This window comes from Neisseria weaveri (assembly GCF_900638685.1).
Lineage (GTDB): Bacteria > Pseudomonadota > Gammaproteobacteria > Burkholderiales > Neisseriaceae > Neisseria > Neisseria weaveri.
Genome location: NZ_LR134533.1, coordinates 1,740,240 through 1,763,789, shown reverse-complemented (window position 1 = coordinate 1,763,789; position 23,550 = coordinate 1,740,240). Strand labels below are relative to the sequence as shown.

Annotated in this window: 17 protein-coding genes and 1 tRNA gene; 10 read left to right on the top strand and 8 right to left on the bottom strand. The window is 45.3% G+C overall.

The window, feature by feature from the left end:
- Positions 1 to 163 precede the first annotated feature (163 nt).
- Positions 164 to 3,658 (top strand): chromosome segregation protein SMC, encoded by a 3,495-nt coding sequence (gene smc, locus EL309_RS08520; RefSeq protein ID WP_004285536.1) that lies wholly within the window; start codon positions 164 to 166, stop codon positions 3,656 to 3,658.
- 98 nt (positions 3,659 to 3,756) lie between these two features.
- On the opposite strand, the gene EL309_RS08515 is transcribed toward smc, so the two are convergent.
- Together EL309_RS08515 and EL309_RS08510 are read right to left on the bottom strand one after the other, a co-directional pair.
- Entirely contained in the window at positions 3,757 to 5,340 is a 1,584-nt protein-coding gene (locus EL309_RS08515; protein WP_004283279.1) for a YdgA family protein, read from the bottom strand.
- A 111-nt stretch (positions 5,341 to 5,451) separates the two neighbouring features.
- A complete protein-coding gene (locus EL309_RS08510; protein ID WP_004285538.1) occupies positions 5,452 to 6,099 on the bottom strand; it encodes a hypothetical protein in 648 nt (215 codons plus the stop codon).
- Positions 6,100 to 6,256: 157 nt separating this feature from the next.
- Between EL309_RS08510 and EL309_RS08505 the strand changes: the two genes are divergently transcribed.
- Both EL309_RS08505 and EL309_RS08500 read left to right on the top strand, forming a co-directional pair.
- On the top strand, positions 6,257 to 6,610 hold the full coding sequence (locus EL309_RS08505) for an ArsC family reductase (RefSeq protein ID WP_004283281.1): 354 nt from the start codon (positions 6,257 to 6,259) through the stop codon (positions 6,608 to 6,610).
- A 150-nt stretch (positions 6,611 to 6,760) separates the two neighbouring features.
- Positions 6,761 to 7,624 carry a phosphoribosylaminoimidazolesuccinocarboxamide synthase gene (locus EL309_RS08500; protein ID WP_004283282.1) on the top strand — a complete coding sequence of 288 codons (864 nt, stop codon included), beginning with the start codon at positions 6,761 to 6,763 and terminating at the stop codon, positions 7,622 to 7,624.
- A gap of 101 nt (positions 7,625 to 7,725) precedes the next feature.
- Here the strand turns inward: EL309_RS08500 and secF are convergent, their stop codons facing one another.
- From secF to yajC, 3 genes are all read right to left on the bottom strand, one after another.
- Complete coding sequence (secF, locus tag EL309_RS08495) at positions 7,726 to 8,661, bottom strand: protein translocase subunit SecF (RefSeq protein ID WP_004283283.1); 936 nt, start codon at positions 8,659 to 8,661, stop codon at positions 7,726 to 7,728.
- Positions 8,662 to 8,666: 5 nt separating this feature from the next.
- Positions 8,667 to 10,523, bottom strand: coding sequence for a protein translocase subunit SecD (gene secD, locus EL309_RS08490; RefSeq protein WP_004283284.1), 1,857 nt, complete (start codon positions 10,521 to 10,523; stop codon positions 8,667 to 8,669).
- 68 nt (positions 10,524 to 10,591) lie between these two features.
- Positions 10,592 to 10,888, bottom strand: coding sequence for a preprotein translocase subunit YajC (gene yajC / locus EL309_RS08485; protein ID WP_004283285.1), 297 nt, complete (start codon positions 10,886 to 10,888; stop codon positions 10,592 to 10,594).
- Positions 10,889 to 11,061: 173 nt separating this feature from the next.
- Here yajC and EL309_RS08480 point away from each other — a divergent pair, with 173 nt between their 5' ends.
- Complete coding sequence (locus tag EL309_RS08480) at positions 11,062 to 12,123, top strand: histone deacetylase family protein (RefSeq protein ID WP_004283287.1); 1,062 nt, start codon at positions 11,062 to 11,064, stop codon at positions 12,121 to 12,123.
- A gap of 77 nt (positions 12,124 to 12,200) precedes the next feature.
- On the opposite strand, the gene EL309_RS08475 is transcribed toward EL309_RS08480, so the two are convergent.
- Entirely contained in the window at positions 12,201 to 14,951 is a 2,751-nt protein-coding gene (locus EL309_RS08475) for a right-handed parallel beta-helix repeat-containing protein (RefSeq protein ID WP_004283288.1), read from the bottom strand.
- Between the two features lie 507 nt (positions 14,952 to 15,458).
- Here EL309_RS08475 and EL309_RS08470 point away from each other — a divergent pair.
- Positions 15,459 to 17,057 carry a peptide chain release factor 3 gene (locus tag EL309_RS08470; RefSeq protein ID WP_004283289.1) on the top strand — a complete coding sequence of 533 codons (1,599 nt, stop codon included), beginning with the start codon at positions 15,459 to 15,461 and terminating at the stop codon, positions 17,055 to 17,057.
- A gap of 143 nt (positions 17,058 to 17,200) precedes the next feature.
- Here the strand turns inward: EL309_RS08470 and EL309_RS08465 are convergent, their stop codons facing one another.
- Positions 17,201 to 18,004: an outer membrane protein assembly factor BamD gene (locus EL309_RS08465; protein ID WP_004283291.1), complete on the bottom strand. Its 804-nt coding sequence runs from the start codon at positions 18,002 to 18,004 to the stop codon at positions 17,201 to 17,203.
- Here EL309_RS08465 and rluD point away from each other — a divergent pair.
- The 5 genes from rluD to argC all read left to right on the top strand — a co-directional run bounded on the left by rluD (position 18,003) and on the right by argC (position 23,150).
- Complete coding sequence (gene rluD / locus EL309_RS08460) at positions 18,003 to 19,121, top strand: 23S rRNA pseudouridine(1911/1915/1917) synthase RluD (protein WP_004283292.1); 1,119 nt, start codon at positions 18,003 to 18,005, stop codon at positions 19,119 to 19,121. The two genes, EL309_RS08465 and rluD, sit on opposite strands and share 2 nt — an antisense overlap.
- 73 nt (positions 19,122 to 19,194) lie before the next feature.
- Positions 19,195 to 19,977: a peptidoglycan editing factor PgeF gene (pgeF, locus tag EL309_RS08455; RefSeq protein WP_372512999.1), complete on the top strand. Its 783-nt coding sequence runs from the start codon at positions 19,195 to 19,197 to the stop codon at positions 19,975 to 19,977.
- Between the two features lie 349 nt (positions 19,978 to 20,326).
- A complete protein-coding gene (gene brnQ / locus EL309_RS08450; protein WP_004283295.1) occupies positions 20,327 to 21,664 on the top strand; it encodes a branched-chain amino acid transport system II carrier protein in 1,338 nt (445 codons plus the stop codon).
- A 108-nt stretch (positions 21,665 to 21,772) separates the two neighbouring features.
- Positions 21,773 to 21,848: transfer RNA gene (locus EL309_RS08445), tRNA-Ile, on the top strand.
- Positions 21,849 to 22,106: 258 nt separating this feature from the next.
- Entirely contained in the window at positions 22,107 to 23,150 is a 1,044-nt protein-coding gene (gene argC / locus EL309_RS08440; protein ID WP_004283296.1) for an N-acetyl-gamma-glutamyl-phosphate reductase, read from the top strand.
- Positions 23,151 to 23,227: 77 nt separating this feature from the next.
- Here the strand turns inward: argC and EL309_RS08435 are convergent, their stop codons facing one another.
- A complete protein-coding gene (locus EL309_RS08435; RefSeq protein ID WP_004283297.1) occupies positions 23,228 to 23,500 on the bottom strand; it encodes a hypothetical protein in 273 nt (90 codons plus the stop codon).
- Positions 23,501 to 23,550: the final 50 nt, after the last annotated feature.

Sequence of the window (23,550 nt, the reverse complement as noted above, 5' to 3'; positions counted from 1 at the left end):
AGTTGTGAAAATGTTACAAAAAATTTGAACTTTTCCAACAATTTTTACTACTGCTTATTTTCCCCTTTTCTCACACAACATCCAAGAATCACCCAACGAAAAATCGAATTTCCGCTAAAATTAAGCATTCCTTACAACTAATATTGATTCATTTTCCCCACATATGCGTCTCACCCATATAAAACTCTCAGGCTTTAAATCTTTTACAGACCCCACAACCATTCATGTTCCCGGCCAATTAGTTGCCGTCATCGGACCGAACGGTTGCGGCAAATCCAATGTTATCGACGCAGTACGCTGGGTGCTGGGCGAAGCATCTGCCAAGCAGCTTCGCGGCGAAAGTATGCAGGACGTCATCTTTAACGGGGCTGCAACACGCCGCCCCTCTCCCCGCGCTTCTGTCGAGCTGATTTTTGATAACAGCGACCAAACCCTGCAAGGCGCATGGGGGCAATATGCGGAAATCAGTATCAAACGCCAATTAACCCGCCAGGGAGAATCAAGCTATTACATCAACAACCAGATTGTCCGCCGCCGCGACATCACCGATTTATTTTTAGGCACCGGCGTAGGTGCCCGCGGTTATGCCGTTATCGAACAAGGCATGATTTCCCGAATCATCGAAGCGCGGCCGGAAGAATTGCGCGCATACATCGAAGAGGCCGCAAGCGTATCCAAATACAAAGAAAGACGCAAAGAAACGGAAGGCCGTCTGAAAGACACCCGCGAGCATCTGCAACGCTTATCCGACTTGCAAACCGAATTGGCAAGACAAGTCGAAAAGTTGGAAAAACAGGCTGCCACAGCCGAACATTACCAAAAACTTTCCGGATTGCTTTCCCAACAACAAGATCTGCTCGATTTCGTTCAATGGCAAAACGCTCTGAATACGGCCGACAAAGCCAGCGAGCAACACCAAACATTCTTGCAGCAACAAAATGACACAGCCGAACAAATCCAAACCCTGACAGAACAGATCCACCAGCTTCAGGAAACCATCCAGCTTTACCAAGACAAAGCACACGGCATCAACAACCAACGCAGCGTCCTTCGCGAGCAAACCGCACGTCTTGAAGAACAAATCCGACACCAACAAAACCTGCATCAACGTTTGGAAAGAGATAAAGCAGCCGCCCAAACGCAACTGCAAAAAATCCATCAAGAGCAGCAACACATACTCAAACAAATCGAAGAAAGCAATTTCAAAATAGAAGAAAAGCAAACCGAATTGGCCGAATGGGCCATCAAAGTTGCCGAACATGAAGAACGGCTTCCCGAACTTGAAGAAACGGAAGCCGAGCTGGAGCATGCCTATCAAAACCAGCAGGAAGAAACCAACCGCCTAAAACGCGAGCTTGCTTTAAAGCAGCAACAATTGGCACACACGCAAAATGCCTTAAAAGAAAACGCGGCACGCCAAATCCGTCTGCAACAGGAAAACACATCCCTCAATCTGCCCGACCGGTCAGAAACCGAAGCCGCGCAAGAACAAAGCCTGCTGCTGCAAAGCCAACAAGAACATTATGAAGAACAGCTGCTTCAAGCCGAAAGAGAGTTGGAGCACCTTAAGGAAAAATTTCAGACGGCCTCAACATACCAACAGCAACTGGAACAGCAACACCTTACCCTGCAAGTCAGACAACAGGCTTTAAACCAACTGGTAACAGCACAAAGCAGCGACCAATCGGAATTCTGGCACTCCACTCAAGAATCCGAAGCCCCACAGCTTTGGCAAAGTATCCAAGTTACACCCGAATGGCAGCAGGCACTCAGTATTATTTTATCCAAACGGCTTTACACACGCGCTGTTTCGGCAGATTTCCAACCCGATACGGCTCAAACCGGCCACTCCGCAGCGTGGATCAGCAAACAACTGTCAGGCGGAGTAAAAAACGTTTTACCGGCACGCGCCCTGCTCAACCAAATCCAAACCAAAGCACCTTTTCAGACGGCCTTACACCACTGGCTGGACGGTGTTTTATGTGCACCTGACTTAAATTACGCACTGACCCATCAAAACGAACTGCAAAACCATCAAATTTGGTTGACACCCGAAGGCCACCAAGTCGACAAAATCAGCGTCGTACTATTCGGCAAACACCAGCAGGACAACCTGATTACCCAAAAAAAACAATTGGACGAACTCTCTTCGGAGCTGTCTGTTTTATCTCCCAAACTGAATGAAGCCGAGCAGCAATTACAGCAAACACGGCAAATGCTGAACCATGCCGAACAAAACTATAAAAATCTTCAACAGCAACAAAAACAGCACAATTACCAATATCAAACCGCACAAACCCGTGCCGCCGAATTACTGGCCAGAACCAACCAAGGCCAGCTGCGCCGCGACCATATCGAACGCGAACTATTGCAGCTTGAAGAAGAAACCATTGTTTTAGAACATGCTTCAGACGGCCTTCACCAAGATATCACCACCTTATCCGAAGCTCTAAACGAATTGGAGCAACAATACCGGCACACAGGCGAGCAAAAACAACTGCGGCAAAACCAACTCAAACAAGCCCAACTCGCCCTACTGGAAAGCAACCGCCAGTATGGATTGGCTGAAATCGAGCTGCATAAAATCCAACAACAAAAACAAAATCTGGAATACAGAATCACAGAATTGGAACAACAAAGCCTCGAATGGCAGGAAAGGCAATCCGAATTGGCGTTGGCATTCGAAACAGGAAATCTCGATACCGAGCAACGTCTGAAACTGGAAACTTTAGGCGAAGAAATACAGATATTGGATGAGCAATATCAAGCCGTCCAAGACCATCTGGCCGCCGAACAAGAAAAAAGCCGAAACCAATACGCACAACAGCAGGCTTTGTCTGCCAAACTGCCACAACTGCAGGCCGCAACCCAAACCGCCTTATTACAGCAGCAAGAAGCCTTACTGAATGCCAAACGCTATTACGAAAATCTACAATCCCGACAAGCCGACACCGACGCTTTGGCCGAGTTGGCAAAAAACAGCGGGAACATCAAATTTCTCAACAGCTACATCAATGATCTGGCGCGTGAGATCGAAGCATTAGGACCTGTGAACTTGGCTGCGCTGCAAGAATTGGAAGATGCCAGAGAACGCGACAATTACTACCGCACCCAAAGCGAAGACGTCCAGTCCGCCATTGATTTACTGGAAGAAGCCATCGCCCAAATCGACGGAGAAACCAAATCACGCTTCAAAGAAACTTTTGATGCGGTCAACGAAAAAGTGCAGACATTTTTCCCGACGCTGTTTGGCGGTGGCGAAGCCACGCTGCATATGATAGGTGAAGATTTATTGAGTGCCGGCGTTTCCATTATGGCCCGTCCGCCCGGCAAGAAAAACAGTACTATCCACCTACTCAGCGGCGGCGAAAAAGCCTTAACTGCCATGAGCTTGGTATTTGCCTTGTTCAGCCTTAATCCCGCACCGTTCTGCCTGCTCGATGAAGTCGATGCGCCGCTGGACGATGCCAATACTTCCCGCTTCTGCAACTTGGTCAAAGAGATGTCGGCACAAACCCAGTTTCTCTATATTTCGCACAACCGCCTGACCATGGAAATGGCTGAACAGTTGATCGGCGTGACCATGCAGGAAAAAGGAGTGTCCCGTATTGTGGCCGTCGATATCCAACAAGCATTAAAAATGGCCGAGCCCAATTAAAGCCATATAGAAAAAGGCCGTCTGAAATTTCAGACGGCCTTTGGCTTATCCAAGATAATCATCAAAAACAAAAAACGTTTCAATGTAATCCCGACCGATTAAGGCTGCGATGCCTGAACATCTTCCACACCGCCGACCATATCTTCTTCAGTAAACACCGGATCAGGCTCGACTTCCAACTCTTTGCCGTTCAATTTCAGCAAGTTATCACTTAAATGAATATTGGTGCGGACATTGCCGTCTTCCAACTTCAGATAGCCGTCTTTACCCATTGTTTGGATGGTGCTGTCTACCATCAAACGCAAGGTTTCATTGATATCTTCGATGCTGGCCACACCTTCGGCGGCATCTTCGGGATTCACGCTGAAAATGCTGCCGGCTTGTCTGATTGCCAACTGTTCCAACAATTTCTGCGGCACCTGCAAATCCAAATCAATCAAGGTTTTTTTCACCATCGCACCAAAATCGTCCATATCCGCTACGGTCAGATTATTGAAAGCCAAACGGCCTTTCGCATCCACCGTGCCTTCAGGCGTTTTGAAATTAAACGTGTTGATATTCAAAACAGGATTTTGAGTAAACAAGCCTGAAGCTTCGTTTTTAGCGGTTTTTAGCAACTCGTTTTGGATTTCCTCTTCCGTCATTTCTTTAACGGTTAACTCAGCCATTTTGTTTTTAATGGCCAGCAACCCTTGTGCATCCAAATGCTCGGCAGACACATCGATATCCAAAGGGCCGTATCGGTCATTTCCGTAAGTCAGCTTCTCAAAACGGAAGCGACCGCGGCTGTTGATCCATTTGTCGGCTTCATTGGTTTGTGTTTCAAATTGAAACTTATCAACGATAATTTTTGAAGGCGCAATCGTGCCCGTAGGATTGATAAACGCTCCGATCTGCAAATCGGTTACCAAATTTACCAGCTCGTTCACCTTGACGTTGTACTCAATACCTTCTTTCCATTCGATGGAAAATTTATCCAAGCTGACACTGCTGCTGCCCAACGATAACTTATTGACACCGTCGTCTGTAGTGGTTTTGATATGCAGGTTTTCCAAAGCGATATCGCCTTTGTCCGCCAGCTTTACCGCCAAAGACGGGGCACGGTAATCATGGGTGTAGGTCTCGAAGCCGGAAGCGTAATCCGTTGTTCCTTCCAAACCTTTCCAATCCAACTTGATGCCGGACAACTCTTCATAATCAAATGCGGGAATGCGCATCGACAAACTGCCCGAGCCGCCGAGATTAACCGTATTGGAGATGCTTACAGGTGCTTGTTCGCCAAAAAAGCGTTTTAAAACTTTTTCGGCTTCTTGGGTATATTGGAATTCGGTTTCCACATGCGCCCGAACCGGCTTGATACCGTAAACGAAAGGGCCGTGTTTAATATGGTTTACCACCGTAATCGGCTCACCCAAGAATGTTTTCACGTTTTCAGGGATATATTTTCGCGCATTATGCAGCAAAGTCGGCTTGAGTCTGACCGTCATCGTTTCGGTTGCGCCAAACCAGCCCCGCTCATACTGACGGGACTCTACCGTCAGCAAAGTCGAACTTGCCAACAGACGATGCTGCTCATTCAGTGTTTCCTCCGCTTTCATGCCGAAATAATAAGGCAGAGCAAAGAAAATAACGGAAACAATTAAAGCAATAACGGTAAATACGATAATGAAGAGCTTTTTCATTGCAATGTGCAAAAAGAATATTTATAAGGTTTTAAGAATAGCATTATTTATATCATTTGTCTTTTCAGACGGCCTCCGCCCGGCAACAGGCCGTCTGAAAACCTCAATGTTTTAATTTAATTCTCGGATATCGCGCCATCCCTCATTGGTTTTCACCAAAGTGGCTTTCAAAACACTCGGCTTAGCAGCTTCACGCCATACTTTCTCATCTTCCTTCAACAGACGCTTGGCCCAACGCTCCGGAACAAATGTAGCTTGATACGCCACTTTCGACATAATCATACCGCTGCCTGCCGCCGGCTCCGTATACCATTTCACTTCATCGACTTTCAACCTGCCGATACAGAATTTAGGCCCCTGCGGAGACAGTTTCGTTTGCGACCGGCCTTTATCCGTAATCTGAAACACCTTTACCTTAACTTCACTTTGTCTCTGCGGTTTTGCAAAATTATCTTCCACCCTTTGATAAAAACCGCCCTCTTCCAACAAATCCATTTGACGGAGCGCCTGCTGGTTCACTTTATTGCCCAGGCTGTCGGTATACAAAATCCGGATCTCGTCGCTACCTACCAAATTATTTCCCAACAAAGTCTGCAAACCGTCATTCACATCCAACTTTACAGGCAAACAAATACCGCGCTGCGCTTCATAACGGTTAATCGTCTCTTCGAAAACCGCTTTTCCCGCTTCACTTGAAGAACCGGAACAAGCTGACAAAGCCGATACGCCGAATGCAATCATGAGGTTTGCTACTTTCATAGTGCGAACTCCAATCAATATTGATAGATAAGATAGAAAAGGTCTAAGCATAGTCTTTTTTACTCATGATTCCAAGCCTTTTGTCATACACATGACAAAGCAAGCCGGCGGTCGTACAATCAAACTTTATTTTATATCTTAGAAAGACACCCAAACCATGATTACCCTTCACGGCATTCCTAATTGCGACACAGTCAAAAAAGCACGAAAATGGCTGGAAACCGAACAAATCGACTACGTTTTTTGGGATTTCAAAAAACAAGGCGTAACCGCAGAAATGATTACCGGTTGGCTTGAAAGCGTTTCTTTGGATACCCTACTCAACAAGCGCGGCACTACATGGCGGAAACTGGATCAGGAACAACAAGCCGCTGCCGCAACACAAGAGGGGGCAATCAGACTGATGACCGAGCAACCCAGCCTAATCAAACGGCCCGTATTAACCATTGAAAACCAATGCCGTCATGTCGGCTTTACAGAAGCAGCCTACACAGAAATTTTTAAAGCCTGAGTTTGAGCACACCAACTTCAAACCAAACCATGCTGGCCAGCTATGAGGCCATCTGAATTTTCAGACGGCCTCAATTCAATAACGACCTGCCCACATCATGTTAAATTCAGTTAAAATACTGCTTTTACCCTCCCCTAAGAGATTCTCATCATGTCAGACATCAGTTTGAAAAAAATCTATTCCGGCAAAGTACGTGATTTATACGAAATCGATGACAATAAAATGCTGATGGTAGCCTCAGACCGTCTATCCGCATTCGACGTGATTCTCGACGATCCTATTCCTGGTAAAGGCGAAATTCTTACCCAAATCTCCAATTTCTGGTTTGAAAAACTCAGCCATATCATGCCCAATCACTTTACAGGCGATACCGTTTACGACGTTCTTCCTGAAGCTGAAGCCAAAACTCTGGAAAAACGCGCCGTAGTGGCCAAAAAACTGACCCCGGTCAAAGTTGAAGCCATCGTGCGCGGCTATCTGGCCGGCAGCGGTTGGAAAGATTATCAAAAAACCGGTTCCGTATGCGGCATTGCCTTGCCGGAAGGCATGCGGGAAGCCGAACAGCTGCCCGAAGTCATTTTTACCCCATCTACCAAAGCTGCCGTCGGCGATCATGATGAAAACATCAGCTTTGACGAATGCGAAAATATTATCGGTAAAGAATTGGCTGCCGAAGTCCGTGCCAAAGCCATTCAGCTTTATACCGAAGCGGCAGAATACGCAAAGTCGCGCGGCATCATTATTTGCGACACCAAATTCGAATTCGGCTTGGACGAAAACGGCACGCTGACTCTTATGGACGAAGTGCTGACTCCCGACTCAAGCCGTTTTTGGCCTGCAGACCAATATCAAGTCGGCACCAATCCGCCTTCTTTTGACAAACAGTTTGTACGCGACTGGCTGGAGCAAAGCGGCTGGAACAAACAGGCTCCCGCACCCAAAGTGCCTGCCGAAGTAATTGAAAAAACCGTTTCCAAATACCAGGAAGCGTTAAACCTGCTTACAGGCAAATAAGTCCTTTATCCAATCAGTTTCACAATATAGAAGGCCGTCTGAATTTTCAGACGGCCTTCCCATTATCAATATATCAGATATATCAAACGTTTATATCAAGCTTAGACCACAGCTTCTTCTTTCTGCTTCTGCGGTTTAGCCAAATTATCACGGTTCAAGCCAAACATTAACAACAATGGACTGGCCACCAAAACCGATGAATAAATACCGAATACGATACCGATGGTCAGAGCCAAAGAAAAACCGTGTAAAGCGGCACCACCGAAAATCAGCATCGACAACACCATAGCTTCGGTCGAACCGTGAGTAATGATGGTACGGCTCATTGTTGCCGTAATCGCATTGTCGATAATTTGAGGTACGGTTTTATTGCGCATGGCAGGTTTGCGGAAATTCTCACGAATACGGTCGAATACCACCACCGATTCATTCACAGAATAGCCCAACACAGCCAAAATACCTGCCAACACCGTCAACGAAAACTCCCATTGGAAGAAAGCGAAGAAGCCAAGAATAATGATGATATCGTGCATATTCGCTACAATCGCCGCGACGGCAAATCGCCATTCAAAGCGCATAGACAGATATATAATAATCCCGGCAATCACCATACCCAATGCTGCCAAGCCATTGCTGACCAATTCTTCTCCAACTTGCGGGCCGATAAACTCAACCTGACGTAAAGTTACATCCGGATTACTTTGCTTCAATACATTCATTACTTCATTGGATAATTGTGCGGAAGGCACGCCGTCTTTATTAGGCAGACGGATCATCACATGCTTGTTTGTACCTAATGCCTGAACCTGTACTTCACCCAATTTCAAAACCTGCAGATTCTGACGGGTTTGATTAATGTCGGCACCTTTTTCATACTGCACTTCCATCACCGTACCGCCGGTAAACTCTACCGAAAAGTTCAAACCTTTCGTTACTAAAAAGAAAACGGAGGCAATGAATGTAACCAATGAGATAAAGGTTGTGAGCTTGCCATAGCTCATAAACGGAATATCGCGTTTTATCTTGAATAATTCCATAATGCTTACTCCTTATCTGCAGCTTCGGCAGCCACACGCGGTATCCATTTCGTACCGATAGAAATCTGCTGCAATTTCCGGCGGCGCCCGTACCACAAATTAACCAATGCACGCGAAACCACAACGGAAGAATACATCGATGTCAAAATACCCAGACAATGTACCACGGCAAAACCGCGTACCGGCCCCGAACCGAAAATCAACAAGGCAATACCGGCAATCAGCGAAGTCAGGTTGGAATCGACAATCGTAGCCCAAGCATGCTGATAACCCAAATTAATAGCCTGTTGCGGTGGAACACCGGCTCTTAACTCTTCACGGATACGCTCGTTAATCAATACGTTCGAGTCAATCGCCATACCCAGCGTCAAAGCCAAAGCCGCAATACCGGGCAAAGTCAGCGTTGCCTGCAACACCGATAAAATCGCAATCAGAAACAAAATATTGGTACTTAATGCAATGGTTGAGAACACGCCGAACAAGCGGTAATACACAATCATAAACGCTGCAACAGCTGCAAAGCCCCACAATGTGGAATTGAAACCTTTTTCGATATTCTCTTTACCTAAAGACGGGCCAATTGTACGTTCTTCGATTATCTCCATCGGAGCAGCCAGCGAACCGGCACGCAATAGCAGAGAAGTATCGTTGGCTTCAGCAGTACTCATGCTGCCTGAAATCTGTACGCGCCCGCCTGTAATGGCCGTACGGATTACCGGAGCGGTAACCACTTCTGCCTTACCTTGATCAATCAACACCATCGCCATGCGCTTGCCGACGTTTTGCGAGGTCAAGTCCGCAAAGATACTGCCGCCGGCACTGTCCAAATTGATGCTTACAGCGGGCGCACCCAATTCATCAAAGCTTGGCTGAGCATCATTAATGTTGTCACCGGTCAATTCAACCTGTTTGCTGACTAATGTCGGCTGAGGATGTTCACCTGCCGTATACAGCAATTCGTAACCCAACGGAACATTACCCGACAAGGCCGCCTGAACTTGGGCAGGATCATCCGAAACCATACGCACTTCCAATGTAGCGGTACGGCCGATAATATCTTTGGCTTTAGCAGTATCCTGAACGCCTGGCAATTGAACCACAATCCGGTCTGAACCGGCTTGTTGGATTACCGGCTCGGCAACACCCAATTCGTTAACACGGTTATGCAAGGTATTGATGTTTTGTTTTACTGCATCACTGCGTACTTTATTCAACACTTCTTCAGAAAGCGTTAAAACCAAATCCTTGTCTTGAGGCGTCAACGTGGCTTCAGGAAGATATTTGCGCAATTCGGGCAGTGCTTTTTGTAAATCCGCATTATCTTGGAACGGCACCACCAATCCGTTATCGGTTTGTCGGATTGTGCCGGTACGGATTTTTTGACGGCGCAGTTCGCGGCGGATATCACCCGAATAACGCTCAAAAGTTTTCTGCATTGCAGCCTGCATATCCACTTGCATGGTAAAGTGGACGCCACCACGTAAGTCCAAACCTAAGAACATAGGATTGGCTTTAATTTTGGCCATCCATTCAGGGCTGTCGGCCAACAAATTCAATGCCGTGATATAGCCGTCTCCAACCGTATTTTCGATAACGTCTCTGGCTTTCAATTGGGTTTCCGCATCTTTAAAACGGATTTTCAGAGAGTTGTCGGCAATAAACATGCCGTCGGTCGGAATATTGGCCGCCTGCAAAGCAGAAGCAATACGTTTTTCCGTTTGTTCGTTAATAATAATAGATTGTCGGTTGGTCGATACTTGAACGGCCGGCGTTTCGCCGAACAGATTAGGCAGCGTATAAAGCACGCCCAAAATGATGGTGACCGCAATGATCAAGTATTTCCAAATCGGATAACGGTTCATGGTAAACCTTCATTTTATAAAGACAAACAGCCGCAGCATAATGCGGCGGCTACTTCATACACAATGGCTTAAGCCACTTTACTTGCAATGGCATTGCGCTCTACTTCGACTTCAACACGAGGCGCAATCTCCACGCTGAAATACTGTTCGTTTACTTTAGTGATTTTACCTCTGAAACCTGAAGCCAAAATCACATGGTCACCCTGCTTCAATTCTGCAATCATCGCTTGATGTGCTTTAAATTTCTTTTGCTGCGGGCGCATAATCAGGAAATAAAACACCACCAAAATCAAAGCCAGTGGTGCGAACTGCATCAAAACGCTGGGTTGCGCAGCGGCATCGGCTGCGTATGCAAAATCAATCATGTTTTATCCATTCTTTGTTTTGTTGTAACAAAATAAACAGCAAACTATTTGGATTGCTGCCGAAAGTAAGATATTCTAAAGGCCGACAAGGATTTTTCCAAGAAGTTTCCGTTTTATTAACCTTATTTAATGCAAGAGGCCGTCTGAAAAATAACGGCAAAGACACTCAAACAATGATTCGACGCATTATCCAACGTGTAAAAACAAAATTACGCCGGTTTATGGGAAAAAAGGCCAAAACATTATGGATCAGCCATCCGATATTTTTGCAACACCAGCCCGGCAACCATCATCCTGAATCTCCCCAAAGGATACAGGCGATTTCCGAAGAATTAAAAAAGCAAGGAATTTGGAAACACTTGCAAACTGCAGAGGCACCTGAAATCGATGATGCCACATTGGCACTGGTACATCCGAGAAAATACCTTCGCTTTTTGGAATCCGTCCGCCCTCAGCCCGGAAAAATCAGCCGAATCGACGATGATACCGTCATGAACCATAATACTTTGGAAGCAGCACGGCATGCAGCCGGCGCCGTTATCAAAGCCGTCGATATGGTTGTCAAAAACCGTGCTTTTCACGCTTTTTGTGCCATACGTCCTCCCGGTCATCATGCTAAAAGCGATAATGCAGGAGGATTCTGCTTTTTGAACAATATTGCTATCGGAGCCATGCACGCAATTGCACATTACCGTTTGAAGCGTATTGCCATTATTGATTTCGATGTACATTTTGGCGATGGCACGGCGGAAATTTTTAAAGATGATCCAAGAGTACTGTTTCTAAACTGTTTTGAAAATGATTTATTCCCTTTTGTTGCTCCGCAAAAAGGGAAAAACCGGCAAGTCGTCCATACTCCTTTTCCATCCCAAACCGACAGTACCGCTTTCCGCTCCGTGATCAAAAATATATGGCTCCCAAAATTGGCTGAATTCAAACCGGAATTGGTTTTACTGTCTGCCGGTTTTGATGCACATAAACAAGATGAAACAGGCCGTCTGAATCTTCATGAAGCAGATTATGCTTGGCTTACCCATAAAATTATTCAGACGGCCTCTTCATGTAAAGGTCGGATTGTGTCCGTATTAGAAGGCGGATATACATTGGAAAGTCTGGCAAAATCATCGGCAGCACATATTTATGTGTTGGCATGTATGGGAAAACCGGACTGTGCTGTTATATACGATAAACTGCTCAAACAAACCGATAAAAAAATTTTCAAGCTGCAAACTTAACTTTTTAAACCCAAAAACAATAAAAAGCCCTGCATCTCGTTTTATTGTGATGCAAGGCTTTTATTTACACTACGTTATTAGACAATACCGGAATGACCGAGTTGCTGTAATGAATCATCGAGCGTTTCCACTGTATGAGAGTACACAGGTATCATTTCGCTAACTGGCAATGATTCATGATTGTCTTTACCTAAAGTTGCTGTCAAATCCAATTCAGATGGTGACAATAAGTCAGACAATATCAATTGTTTGCCTTTTTCTCCGAGAAGATTTTCAGCCGATTTTTGTGCAATGCCGGGCTTAGGCAATACTGAGGCAGAACTGTTAACTTCTCCACCTACCACGCTGTCTCCGCCGATATCCAATTCCAACTTTTGCGGCTTATCATACATTGATTTAAGAGACTTGCCGTTGTGGCTGTTATTATCGGCAGCAATATCGGCATCAGTGAATGCCCTCAACCAACGTATATACATTGAGTCAAGATCGGTATTGATCTTATTGCCTGTTACGTTGACTTCGGATAATGCGTTTTTGTTATCGCTGCGGAAGCTGATAATCGGGTCTTTCAGTGTTCCGCGCAATTCAAAAGTATTATCGTGAATTTCGTAACTTACTGCGTTACCGTGCAAACCGATACCTTCAATACTGCCATCAGATTTTTCCGTAACTTTAATATCATTCCTTTCAATGCTGACTTTACCTCGTAGAGATCCGTTTGTTTCACTTTCGCTAATATAGATAGGCATTGTTCCTTTAGCGATGGTCTTAACTTCGGCATAGTTATCATGAATATTAATATTACCGGAACCGGGACCTTTGGTATTGGTAACGAAATTCTTCGTGTCATTAATGGCCGCAATCAAGTATTTTGTAGAATCGCCGCTGATGTGATTGCCTTTCATATTCAAGGTATAGTCCATCTTAGGCTCATGATTGCGGAATTCGATACCGTATGTTTGGATAGCATTTTTATACAGGCTCAAATTCTTAATAATATTGTTATTGATTTCAAAATATCCATTCGGTTTACCGGGCATATCTCTAAACTGCGTATTGGTTTGCAGTTGAATTGCCGAATAACCATGGTATCGGTTACCGAGATCATCATCTCGATCCAAACGGAAATCCGGATCCTGAATAATCGTATTTCCGTTAATTTTCACATTATCCATACTGAACAATCTGTTATACACAGCAATTCCATAAAGTCGGTCGCCGATTGCAGTATTGTTTTCAATAACAATATTGTTACCGTCATGGATATCAAAACCTTTTCTATAGTTGTGATCGCTTAGATTGTTTCTAAATATAATCCCCGAACCGTAGCTACCGGCCATTGAAGCAATACCGTAACCAGTTCCGCCGTCTTTCTCATGACCGTTCCAGGAGAACGTATTTTTCTCGGCAATAAAATTTTTCTGATAAGCAACCAAGGCACCTGCAACGCGGTTATGGTGTAAATAACTGTCTACAATACGATTATTTTCCCCATACGGCAAAGTTTCATAATTTTCATCTATCTCACCCGTTGCCAAGCGCATCTTATAATTTTTATTTGAAGAGCTGTTCGGCTCGCGTGTTAATGCGTCCGTAGAAGTGAAAATCACACCTGCACGGTTTGCTCCAGATACTTCAACCTTACTGATTAAAGTATTATCAGAATCATTCACTAAAATACCGCTGATTTTTCCGAAGTAAGTTTTATAAGGACGATAAAAATCACTTTCATTGGTATACTTCACCGACAACTCTGCAATAGTCTTACCGTTTTGCTTATCAATCAAAATACCTGCATGATCACGGATGTCGTCTTCATTCGAATTTGGATTAAATACCCCTTTTTGCGGCTTATCAAAAGAAATAGTCGTATTACATTTTCCATCACCAAATAAGCCGGTTACATTCTTATTAGCATCATTCAAAACAATTTGGTCGGAAATCTTCAAATGACCTTTCAAATACACAGCGGCACTTTCCTCATGAGCAGCCGCCAAAGCTTTTTTAATTGCTGCCAAACTGTCTTTTTGGCCTGTTACATCCGTACCGAAATCGCGCGCATCAATATATTTTCCATAAACTTTATGGTTGTAAATTCGATATTCACCTGATGCGCTCAATTTACCTGCATCGGTATTGGCCGCAAATAAGCTTCCCGCATTAGAAGCAGCATTCTCTGCAACAGGGACAGCTTCTTTTGAAGGAACAACCTCTTCCTTAGGATTCTCAGTTTGTTTACTATCGACTTCCTCTTTACCCGATTCAGAATTTTCAACCACTTTGGTATCTTCTGGCATTAAAGTCTCTTTTGGAGCAGCAGGCTCTTTCACTGCCGGCGTTTCTTTGGGTGCCACAGCCGGTTTTGATTCAGAACCGCCGCCACCTCCACCGCCACCACCGGCAGCTAAACCTCCCAACACACCTGCACCGGCCAAGCCTCCCAAAATAATAGGTAACTTACCGCTACTGCTAACCGCGCTGTTTTGAATGGCTACTTCTTCAGCCAATACATATTCCGGAGACTTCGCAACTACTTCATCAGGCGCTTTTACCTGCATATTTTCCACGGTAGCTTGCTGCTGCATATGAACCTGCCCATAGTTTTGAGCCGACTCATTACCTGCGTCCCACGCCAATTCGTCTAAATTTACTTCCGAACCAATGTCTATCTGCTTTGTCAATTCGGATAACATTTCCTCTACATACACATCTTGCATGTACAGAGAATTTTCTGCTCCTACATTCAACCCCGCACCTTTTGAATACATAGTTTGGGATATATTGCCGTTCACAACCTGATCGATAGGTTTAAAGTTTTGTTTTGACATATTTTTTATTCCCGTAATGTTATTGATTAGCCGGCTTGGTGCCGGATTTATTTTTGCTTTTCGAGTGTTAAACACTCTTTACTTAAAATGCATAAAAATAAACTAAGTTTCTATAAACTAACAAAACTACTTTTTTTGTTATTTTTAGTAAAGTTATCATAATTTTTTTTATCACAAAACTATCAAAACAACCCAATCAATACAAAACTTGAGATACAGCAAAATATTTACTTAAATAACTATAACTATTAAATGACATTTAATTAAAATAGCAATTAAATATTCAACCATCATGAATAAGAAGATAAAAAATAAAAATTTATCTATTTAAATCAATAACTAAAATAAATAAAATATCAAAAATGACAAATAAAAAATTAGATTTGTAAAATTTGCTACGATTTGATACAGAGTGTTGTTTTTAGTACAATCTCGCATCTTTTTATTTTTTATCAGGCAGCTTGTCGGGCTAAAGCTGCCTGTTCATCATTCTTTCAAAGGCAAAATATGTCTAACATTCCGGAGCAAGTACGCCGTCGCCGTACCTTTGCCATTATTTCCCACCCTGACGCGGGTAAAACCACGTTAACCGAAAAGCTTTTGCTGTTTTCAGGTGCCATTCAAAGCGCAGGTACGGTAAAAGGTAAAAAAACAGGAAAATTTGCAACTTCAGACTGGATGGAAATCGAAAAACAACGCGGGATTTCGGTTGCTTCATCTGTAATGCAGTTTGAATACGAAGACCACACCGTCAATCTGCTCGATACTCCAGGACACCAAGATTTCTCTGAAGACACTTATCGCGTGTTAACTGCCGTAGACAGCGCTTTGATGGTGATCGACGCAGCTAAAGGTGTGGAAGCACAAACCATCAAATTGTTGAATGTTTGCCGCTTGCGCAATACGCCGATTGTTACCTTTATGAACAAATACGACCGGGAAGTGCGCGATTCTCTGGAGTTGCTGGACGAAGTCGAAAACATCCTTAAAATCCGTTGTGCTCCGGTTACTTGGCCGATCGGCATGGGCAAAAACTTTAAAGGCGTGTATCACATTCTGAATGACGAAGTGTATTTGTTTGATGCCGGTGGTGAGAAACTGCCACATGAATTTGAAGTGATTGAAGGCATCGACAATCCGCGCTTAGATGAGCTGTTTCCATTGGAAATGGACAATCTGCGTGCCGAAATCGAATTGGTTCAGGCGGCTTCCAATGAATTCGTATTGGAAGAATTCTTGGCAGGCGAATTGACGCCGGTGTTTTTCGGCTCGGCCATTAACAATTTCGGCGTGCAAGAAATTTTAAATTCGCTGATCGATTGGGCTCCCGCACCGAAAGGCCGTGATGCGACTGTGCGTATGGTTGAGCCGTCTGAAGAAAAATTTTCAGGATTTGTGTTTAAGATTCAGGCCAATATGGATCCGAAACACCGTGACCGTATTGCCTTCCTGCGCGTATGCTCGGGCAAATTCGAGCGCGGAATGAAGATAAAACACTTGCGCATCAACCGAGATATCGCCGCGTCCAGCGTGGTAACGTTTATGTCGCACGACCGCGAATTGGTTGACGAAGCGTATGCCGGCGATATTATCGGTATTCCCAATCACGGCAATATCCAAATTGGCGACAGCTTTTCCGAAGGAGAGCAACTGGCATTTACCGGTATTCCGTTCTTTGCGCCCGAATTGTTCCGCAGTGTGCGCATTAAAAACCCTCTGAAAATGAAGCAACTGCAAAAAGGCCTGCAACAACTCGGCGAAGAAGGTGCCGTTCAGGTCTTCAAACCCCATAGCGGTGCGGATTTGATTCTCGGTGCAGTGGGTGTGTTGCAGTTTGAAGTGGTTACTTCGCGTTTGGCGGCAGAATATGGCGTTGAAGCGGTATTTGAAACAGCCTCCATTTGGTCTGCCCGCTGGGTATCTTGCGAAGACAGAAAAAAACTGGCTGAATTCGAAAAAGCGAATGCAGCGAACTTATCCATTGATGCAGGCGGTAATTTAGCTTATCTAGCACCCAACCGTGTGAACCTGAATCTGACTCAAGAACGCTGGCCGGACATCGTATTCCACGAGACCCGCGAGCACTCTGTTAATCTGAATGCTTAACGGTTACAACAATAAACTAATGCCGGTTTTACCATAAATAAGAAGCTTGCCGTATTTGAAGGTTACGGCAAGCTTTTTTATTTGACCTAATGTAAAGAGGCCGTCTGAAATTTCAGACGGCCTCTTCATATACCAACCCCTTATTATTTCCAATAACGCCACCAAGGCATGGCATCTAATTGCCACGGTTTGGTCAGATAAGGGCTACTCGGAAAGTTTTTCTCCAAAATACGGTGTGTATCTTCAGCCAACTGCTTATTGTCCAAACGTATATAAGCCAACTCCATAATGGCTAATGCCTCTTCGACAAAACGGGTATTTTGATATTGCTGCACCACTTTTTGTGCACGATTGGCCGCTGCAAGAAATGCCCCGCGCTTCATATAATAACGCGCAACAGCAATCTCATTTCCGCCCAAAGCATCTACCAATTTCGCCATACGCTCGGTCGCATCCTGAACATATTTGCTGTTTGGATACTGCTTAATCAATTGATCAAATGCATGGTAAGCATCACGGTTCGCTTTCGGATCACGATCCGACCAGTCTTGCGAAGCCAGTTTGCTCAAAAAAGACTGGTCTTCGTTAAACAATACCAACCCTTTCAAATACAGGGCATAATCCAAATTCGGATGACGCGGATGAGTCCGCTGGAAGCGGTCAATCGCCGCCAATGCTTTCTCCGGCTCGTCATCTTTATAATAGGCATAAGCGGTATCCAATTGGGATTGCTGTGCATACCGTCCGTTCGGGAAACGCGATTCTAAAATTTCATATAACTTGATAGCTCGCGTATAATTGCCGCTATTAAGCTCGTCTTGAGCTTCCGTGTATAAACGGTCAACCGTCCAATCCTGAGTAATCTGGGCATCTTTATCAACAGTACCGTCTGTGGCACACCCGCCCAGAACCAAACTTACAGCAACCACTAAAAGAATTTTTTTCATGCAGAACACTTCCTTTAACAATGAAGCCGATTATAACGATGATTTAGAGTTTTCGGCAGCCCCCGATACAGAAACCTGCATCCGTTTGACTACTCCAATCGATTTAGCCGGCACACGTTTAGATGCCGTATTGGCCAAATTGTTGCCTGATTATTCACGAAGCCGTCTGACCACTTGGATAAAAGACGGCGCGGTTTTGGTAAACGGAAAACCGGCACAACCGAAAGACAAACTCATCGGAGGTGAAGACATTACCGTTACCGTGCGCCCGAGCGAAGAAAACCTGGCTTTCACGCCCGAAGCTATGGATTTGGATATTGTATATGAAGACGACACCGTTCTCGTCATCAACAAACCTGCGGGCTTAGTTGTCCACCCGGCGGCAGGCAATTGGACGGGAACTCTGCTTAACGGCCTTTTGGCACACTGCCCGTCCCTAAGCCAAGTGCCGCGTGCGGGTATTGTACACCGTTTGGATAAAGATACCAGCGGCCTGATGGTCGTAGCAAAAACCCTGCCTGCGCAAAACCATTTGGTTCAACAACTGCAAGCGCGAACCGTCAAACGTATCTACCGGGCCATTGCCAACGGCATTGTTCCCTTCGACGGCAAAATCGAAACCCTGATCGGCCGTGATCCGCATAACCGTTTGAAGATGGCAGTCGTCAAATTCGGCGGCAAACCTGCCGTTACCCATGTAAAAGTATTAGAACGCTACTTGGCACACAGCTACATCGAATGCTCGCTGGAAACCGGCCGCACCCACCAAATCCGTGTACATATGCGTGAAGCCAACCACCCGCTTGCGGCAGATCCCATCTATGGCAATCCGCGCCATCCCTGTTCCGAAACCGTCAAGTCCGAAGTCAAACAGCTCAACCGCCAAGCACTGCATGCCTACCGTCTCAGCTTTGTCCACCCGAGCACGCAGGAAACCGTTTCTTTCGAAGCACCGATTCCTCAAGATATATACCACCTGCTTTCCGTATTGCGTTTGGAAGCCGGTTTGGATTCATCTTTAAACAACGAAGTAGAGTGGCAGGAAAAATTCGATGACGACGACGATGACTGGGACGACGATGATTACGACGTAGAAGTCATGTACGTACGCGACTGATTTTTTCAGACGGCCTCAAACAAGCTTTACCGTTTTATTGCCAAGAGGCCGTCTGAAATTCGGAAAGACCAATATGAACATCTCCAATTTCAGCTTAGACCATGCCATCGGACTAAACCCGATGCACGAAAATTTTCTCCAAGCAGACTGGCCGGCACCGCACAATGTCAAAACCCTGATTACCACACGCAACGGCGGAATCAGCGCGCCGCCTTATCACAGTCTGAACTTGGGAAACCATGTCGGAGACCAACCCGAACATGTCCTGCGCAACCGTGAAATCGTACAAAACGAAGTCCCACACCCAATTGTTTATTTAAATCAAACCCACAGCAATCGGGTAGTTACTGCCGCACAACATATCGGCCGTACCACAGATGCAGATGCCAGCACCGACCATACCGGCACCGTTGCCTGCGCAGTCATGACCGCCGATTGCCTGCCTGTTCTATTCTGCGACCGCGCAGGCACAACGGTTGCAGCAGCCCATGCAGGCTGGCGCGGCTTGGCCAACGGTATTCTGCAAAACACGCTTTCCGCCATGGACGTACCCAAAATAGAAATCATGGCCTATCTCGGCCCCGCCATCGCCCCCGATGCCTTCGAAGTCGGCAAAGATGTCTTTGACGCCTTCACTTCGACACTGCCGGAAGCCGAGCAAGCATTCCAAAACATCGGCAACGGCAAATATCTGGCCGATATCTACATGCTGGCTACCTTAACCTTACGCAACGAAGGCGTGCACATGATTTACGGCGGCAAACACTGCACCGTATTGGAAAGGGAGACTTTCTTCTCATACCGCCGAGACGGGCAAACCGGACGCATGGCCAGCATGATTTGGCTGGAAAAATAAGCGTATATCATTACAACGGAGGCCGTCTGAATTTTCAGACGGCCTTTCATTAACCACATTACAATAAAACATCTGACAAAAGTGTATTAAGTGAGACAAAATTTCAACAAAATACCTTTTTACACCAGAAAAAACCCATTAAATCTATTTAAACAAAGATTCTATACAAAAAAGATTTAAAACAATTTCATTTTAAACCGTAAAAAATTTATAGCATAATCCATTAATTTTTATTAAAAAATAATTCAAAAAGAAAATCAAAACGCCACAAACCGACAAGCATCGATTCACATTTTTTTACAATTTGTGATAATCTCACTCCTTCTTCCATAATAAAAAAGGCGTTGGTATGAATTCTCCAAATGCACAATATAAAACAACATTCGTGGCCACAGGCCTGATGTTGTTTGCTTTGTTCTTCGGCGCGGGCAACCTGATTTTCCCCGCTTCAATCGGACAACAAGCCGGCAGCAACGTGTTCAGCGCAATGACCGGCTTCCTACTGACCGGTGCCGGTCTGCCTTTGCTGGGCGTCATTGCCATCGGCTATTCCGGTTCGCGCGATGTTCAGGAATTGGCTTCCCGTGTTACACCGTGGTACGGTATTTTATTTGCCGCCCTGCTGTATCTTTCCATCGGGCCTTTGTTTGCTACTCCCCGTACTGCCACCGTTTCATTTGAAATCGGTATCGTACCGTTCTTAGGCGAAGCTGCCGAAGAAAAGAAAACTATGGCATTGGCATTATTCAGTATCGCATTCTTCGCTTTGTCATACTGGCTGGCCATGTCTCCAGGAAAATTGGTTGAACGCATCGGTAAAATCCTGACACCCAGCTTATTGATTGCGATTGCCGTTTTGGTAGGTTATGCCGCCTTGAACCCTATGGGCCCGCTGCAAGCGCCACAAGGTGATTTCGTTACCCAGCCGGTAGGCAAAGGCATCATCGAAGGCTATGGCACAATGGATGCATTGGCTTCTTTGGCGTTCGCCATTATCGTTGTTGATGCCGTGCGCCTGATGGGTGTAAAAAACCACCAACAAGTATTAAGCATGACTGCCCGTTCCGGTTTCGTTGCCGCAGCCTGCTTGGCCATCGTTTATGTATTCATTGCTTATATGGGTGCAAGCAGCGTGGCCGAATTAGGTTTATTAGACAACGGTGCAGCCGTACTCTCTAAGAGCGCACAGTTCTATTTCGGCAATGCAGGTAATGTATTATTGGCAATCATCGTATTCCTGGCCTGTTTAACCACTTCTGTCGGCCTGATTACAGCTTGCTCGGAATACTTCAACCGACTGATTCCGAGCGTATCCTACAAAGCTTTTGCCATTCTGTTTACCTTGATTTCATGCGGTTTGGCCAATAAAGGCTTGGCAGGTATCATCAGCTTCTCCATTCCGATGCTAATGCTTCTGTATCCTGTGACCATCGTTCTGATTTTGTTGGCATTCTTAGATAAATTCTTCGGTGGCAGCCGTATCGTATACATCTGCACTATGTTCTCCACCTTAATCGTAGGTTTGCTGGATGCTTACAAAACCGCTTTTGGTTTCAGTGAAGAAACCGCAACAGCAATCAACAACACTCTGCCTTGGTACGATATCGGTTTGGGTTGGGTATTGCCTGCAGCTGCCGGCTTTATCTTAGGCTGCATCTTAAATGCCGCAAGCAAAAAGAAAGCTTAAACCGGTAAAACAATAAAGTGTTAACAAGAGGCCGTCTGAAAATTCAGACGGCCTCTTATCTTGTTTTTCTGGGGAACTATGTTAGAATAACGGACTTCATAAACGTCTGGGTCTGTAGCTCAGGGGTTAGAGCAGGGGACTCATAATCCCTTGGTCGTGGGTTCGAAACCCACCGGACCCACCAGATTTTAAAAGGTTAAACTACGGTTTAACCTTTTTTTCTTTCCAGCTTTGATATTCAAAAATCTTAAATATTTTTTTAAAACTTTCAAAACCGCTAACCGCCTGTTCCCCTACCTAAGTGGTCCAACCCAAAAAATGCCGGCCTTTAACCGATTGCTACTATCCATTGCCCTAACTAAAATTGCTTGCAATCTTTTCAGACGGCCTATTAAGCCTTAAACTGTTCCAATTACCAACATATCAAGTCATCAAAATAAATATGAGCAAAAAAATCAAAGTAGGAATCGTAGGGGCAACAGGTTACACAGGAAGCGAACTGCTCCGATTACTTGCCCATCACCCCAATGTAGACGTTACCGCCATTACCAGCCGCAGCGAAGCCGGCATTGCCATTGCTGATTATTTTCCCAGTCTGCGCGGCGTCTACCAACTCGTTTTCCAAACACCGGACGAAGCAAACCTAGATCAATGCGATGCCGTATTTTTTGCCACACCCAACGGCGTGGCCATGAAAGAAGCCCCCGCACTTCTAGAAAAAGGCATCAAAGTTATCGACTTATCCGCCGACTACCGCATTCAAGACATTCCAACATGGGAAAAATGGTACGGCATGCAGCACAGCAGCCCGGAATGGGTTAAACAGGCCGTTTACGGCCTGCCTGAGATGAACAGGGAAAACATCGCCCAAACCCTTTTAACAGCCAATCCCGGCTGCTATCCCACCTGCGTTTCTCTGGCCTTGCTTCCGCTTCTCAAAGCAGGCGCACTTAAAGAAAATATGCCTTTAATCGCAGACTGTAAATCCGGAGTTTCCGGTGCCGGCAGAAAAGCCAGCGTCCCCACTCTTCTTTGCGAAGCAGGCGACAATTTCAAAGCCTACGGAGTAAGCGGACACCGCCATCTACCCGAAATCAAACAAACCATTAATTATTTGCAACCCAATATTGCCGACGGTTTGATTTTCGTACCGCACCTCACACCCATGATTCGGGGCATGCATGCCACTTTATATGTTCACTTAGATGGACAAAATAATCCGCATGACATGCTCAGCCGTTTCTATCAAAGCAGCTTGTTTGTAGATGTTTTGCCTGAAGGCGCAACGCCCGAAACACGCAGCGTTCGTGGGGCAAACTATTGCCGTATCAGCGTACAAAAAGCACCGCAAAGCAATGTCTGGATCATTTTGTCTGTCATCGACAATTTGGTAAAAGGCGCGGCAGGCCAAGCCGTACAGAATATGAATATTATGTTTGGATTAGAAGAAGATGCCGGATTGAACACCGTTCCCCTACTTCCTTAAAACAAGCCCTGCTAAAAGCCGGTTTTCAATATTCCTTAATTATAGAAGGCCGTCTGAAATTTTCAGACGGCCTCGCTTTATTCATAAACCACACCGCCCAATACTCCGCCACCCGCAGAACCATAAACCTGCTCCCAAGCCCGATCTGCTTCCGCTTCGTCGCATTTCAAAGCATAAGCATGCTGCACGGCATTCATTTTTCCGTTTTCCAACACATGCAACTTATCGCAACTCAACTGAGACACAATCACATCCACCGAAGCCGCATCAGAATAGCCCGATGATGAAACACTCAATAAGAATACAGCCATACCTGTTGCCGCTACACTCATCCATTTACCGTTTTTCATCACACGCTCCTTTTATAAAGTTTATCTGCCAAACCAGCACAAAACTAAGA

Coding starts and splice junctions, on each gene's coding strand:
- smc (WP_004285536.1), top strand. CDS start 164: ATGCGTCTCACCCATATAAAACTCTCAGGCTTTAAATCTTTTACAGAC.
- EL309_RS08515 (WP_004283279.1), bottom strand. CDS start 5,340: ATGAAAAAGCTCTTCATTATCGTATTTACCGTTATTGCTTTAATTGTT.
- EL309_RS08510 (WP_004285538.1), bottom strand. CDS start 6,099: ATGAAAGTAGCAAACCTCATGATTGCATTCGGCGTATCGGCTTTGTCA.
- EL309_RS08505 (WP_004283281.1), top strand. CDS start 6,257: ATGATTACCCTTCACGGCATTCCTAATTGCGACACAGTCAAAAAAGCA.
- EL309_RS08500 (WP_004283282.1), top strand. CDS start 6,761: ATGTCAGACATCAGTTTGAAAAAAATCTATTCCGGCAAAGTACGTGAT.
- secF (WP_004283283.1), bottom strand. CDS start 8,661: ATGGAATTATTCAAGATAAAACGCGATATTCCGTTTATGAGCTATGGC.
- secD (WP_004283284.1), bottom strand. CDS start 10,523: ATGAACCGTTATCCGATTTGGAAATACTTGATCATTGCGGTCACCATC.
- yajC (WP_004283285.1), bottom strand. CDS start 10,888: ATGATTGATTTTGCATACGCAGCCGATGCCGCTGCGCAACCCAGCGTT.
- EL309_RS08480 (WP_004283287.1), top strand. CDS start 11,062: ATGATTCGACGCATTATCCAACGTGTAAAAACAAAATTACGCCGGTTT.
- EL309_RS08475 (WP_004283288.1), bottom strand. CDS start 14,951: ATGTCAAAACAAAACTTTAAACCTATCGATCAGGTTGTGAACGGCAAT.
- EL309_RS08470 (WP_004283289.1), top strand. CDS start 15,459: ATGTCTAACATTCCGGAGCAAGTACGCCGTCGCCGTACCTTTGCCATT.
- rluD (WP_004283292.1), top strand. CDS start 18,003: ATGCAGAACACTTCCTTTAACAATGAAGCCGATTATAACGATGATTTA.
- EL309_RS08465 (WP_004283291.1), bottom strand. CDS start 18,004: ATGAAAAAAATTCTTTTAGTGGTTGCTGTAAGTTTGGTTCTGGGCGGG.
- pgeF (WP_372512999.1), top strand. CDS start 19,195: ATGAACATCTCCAATTTCAGCTTAGACCATGCCATCGGACTAAACCCG.
- brnQ (WP_004283295.1), top strand. CDS start 20,327: ATGAATTCTCCAAATGCACAATATAAAACAACATTCGTGGCCACAGGC.
- argC (WP_004283296.1), top strand. CDS start 22,107: ATGAGCAAAAAAATCAAAGTAGGAATCGTAGGGGCAACAGGTTACACA.
- EL309_RS08435 (WP_004283297.1), bottom strand. CDS start 23,500: ATGAAAAACGGTAAATGGATGAGTGTAGCGGCAACAGGTATGGCTGTA.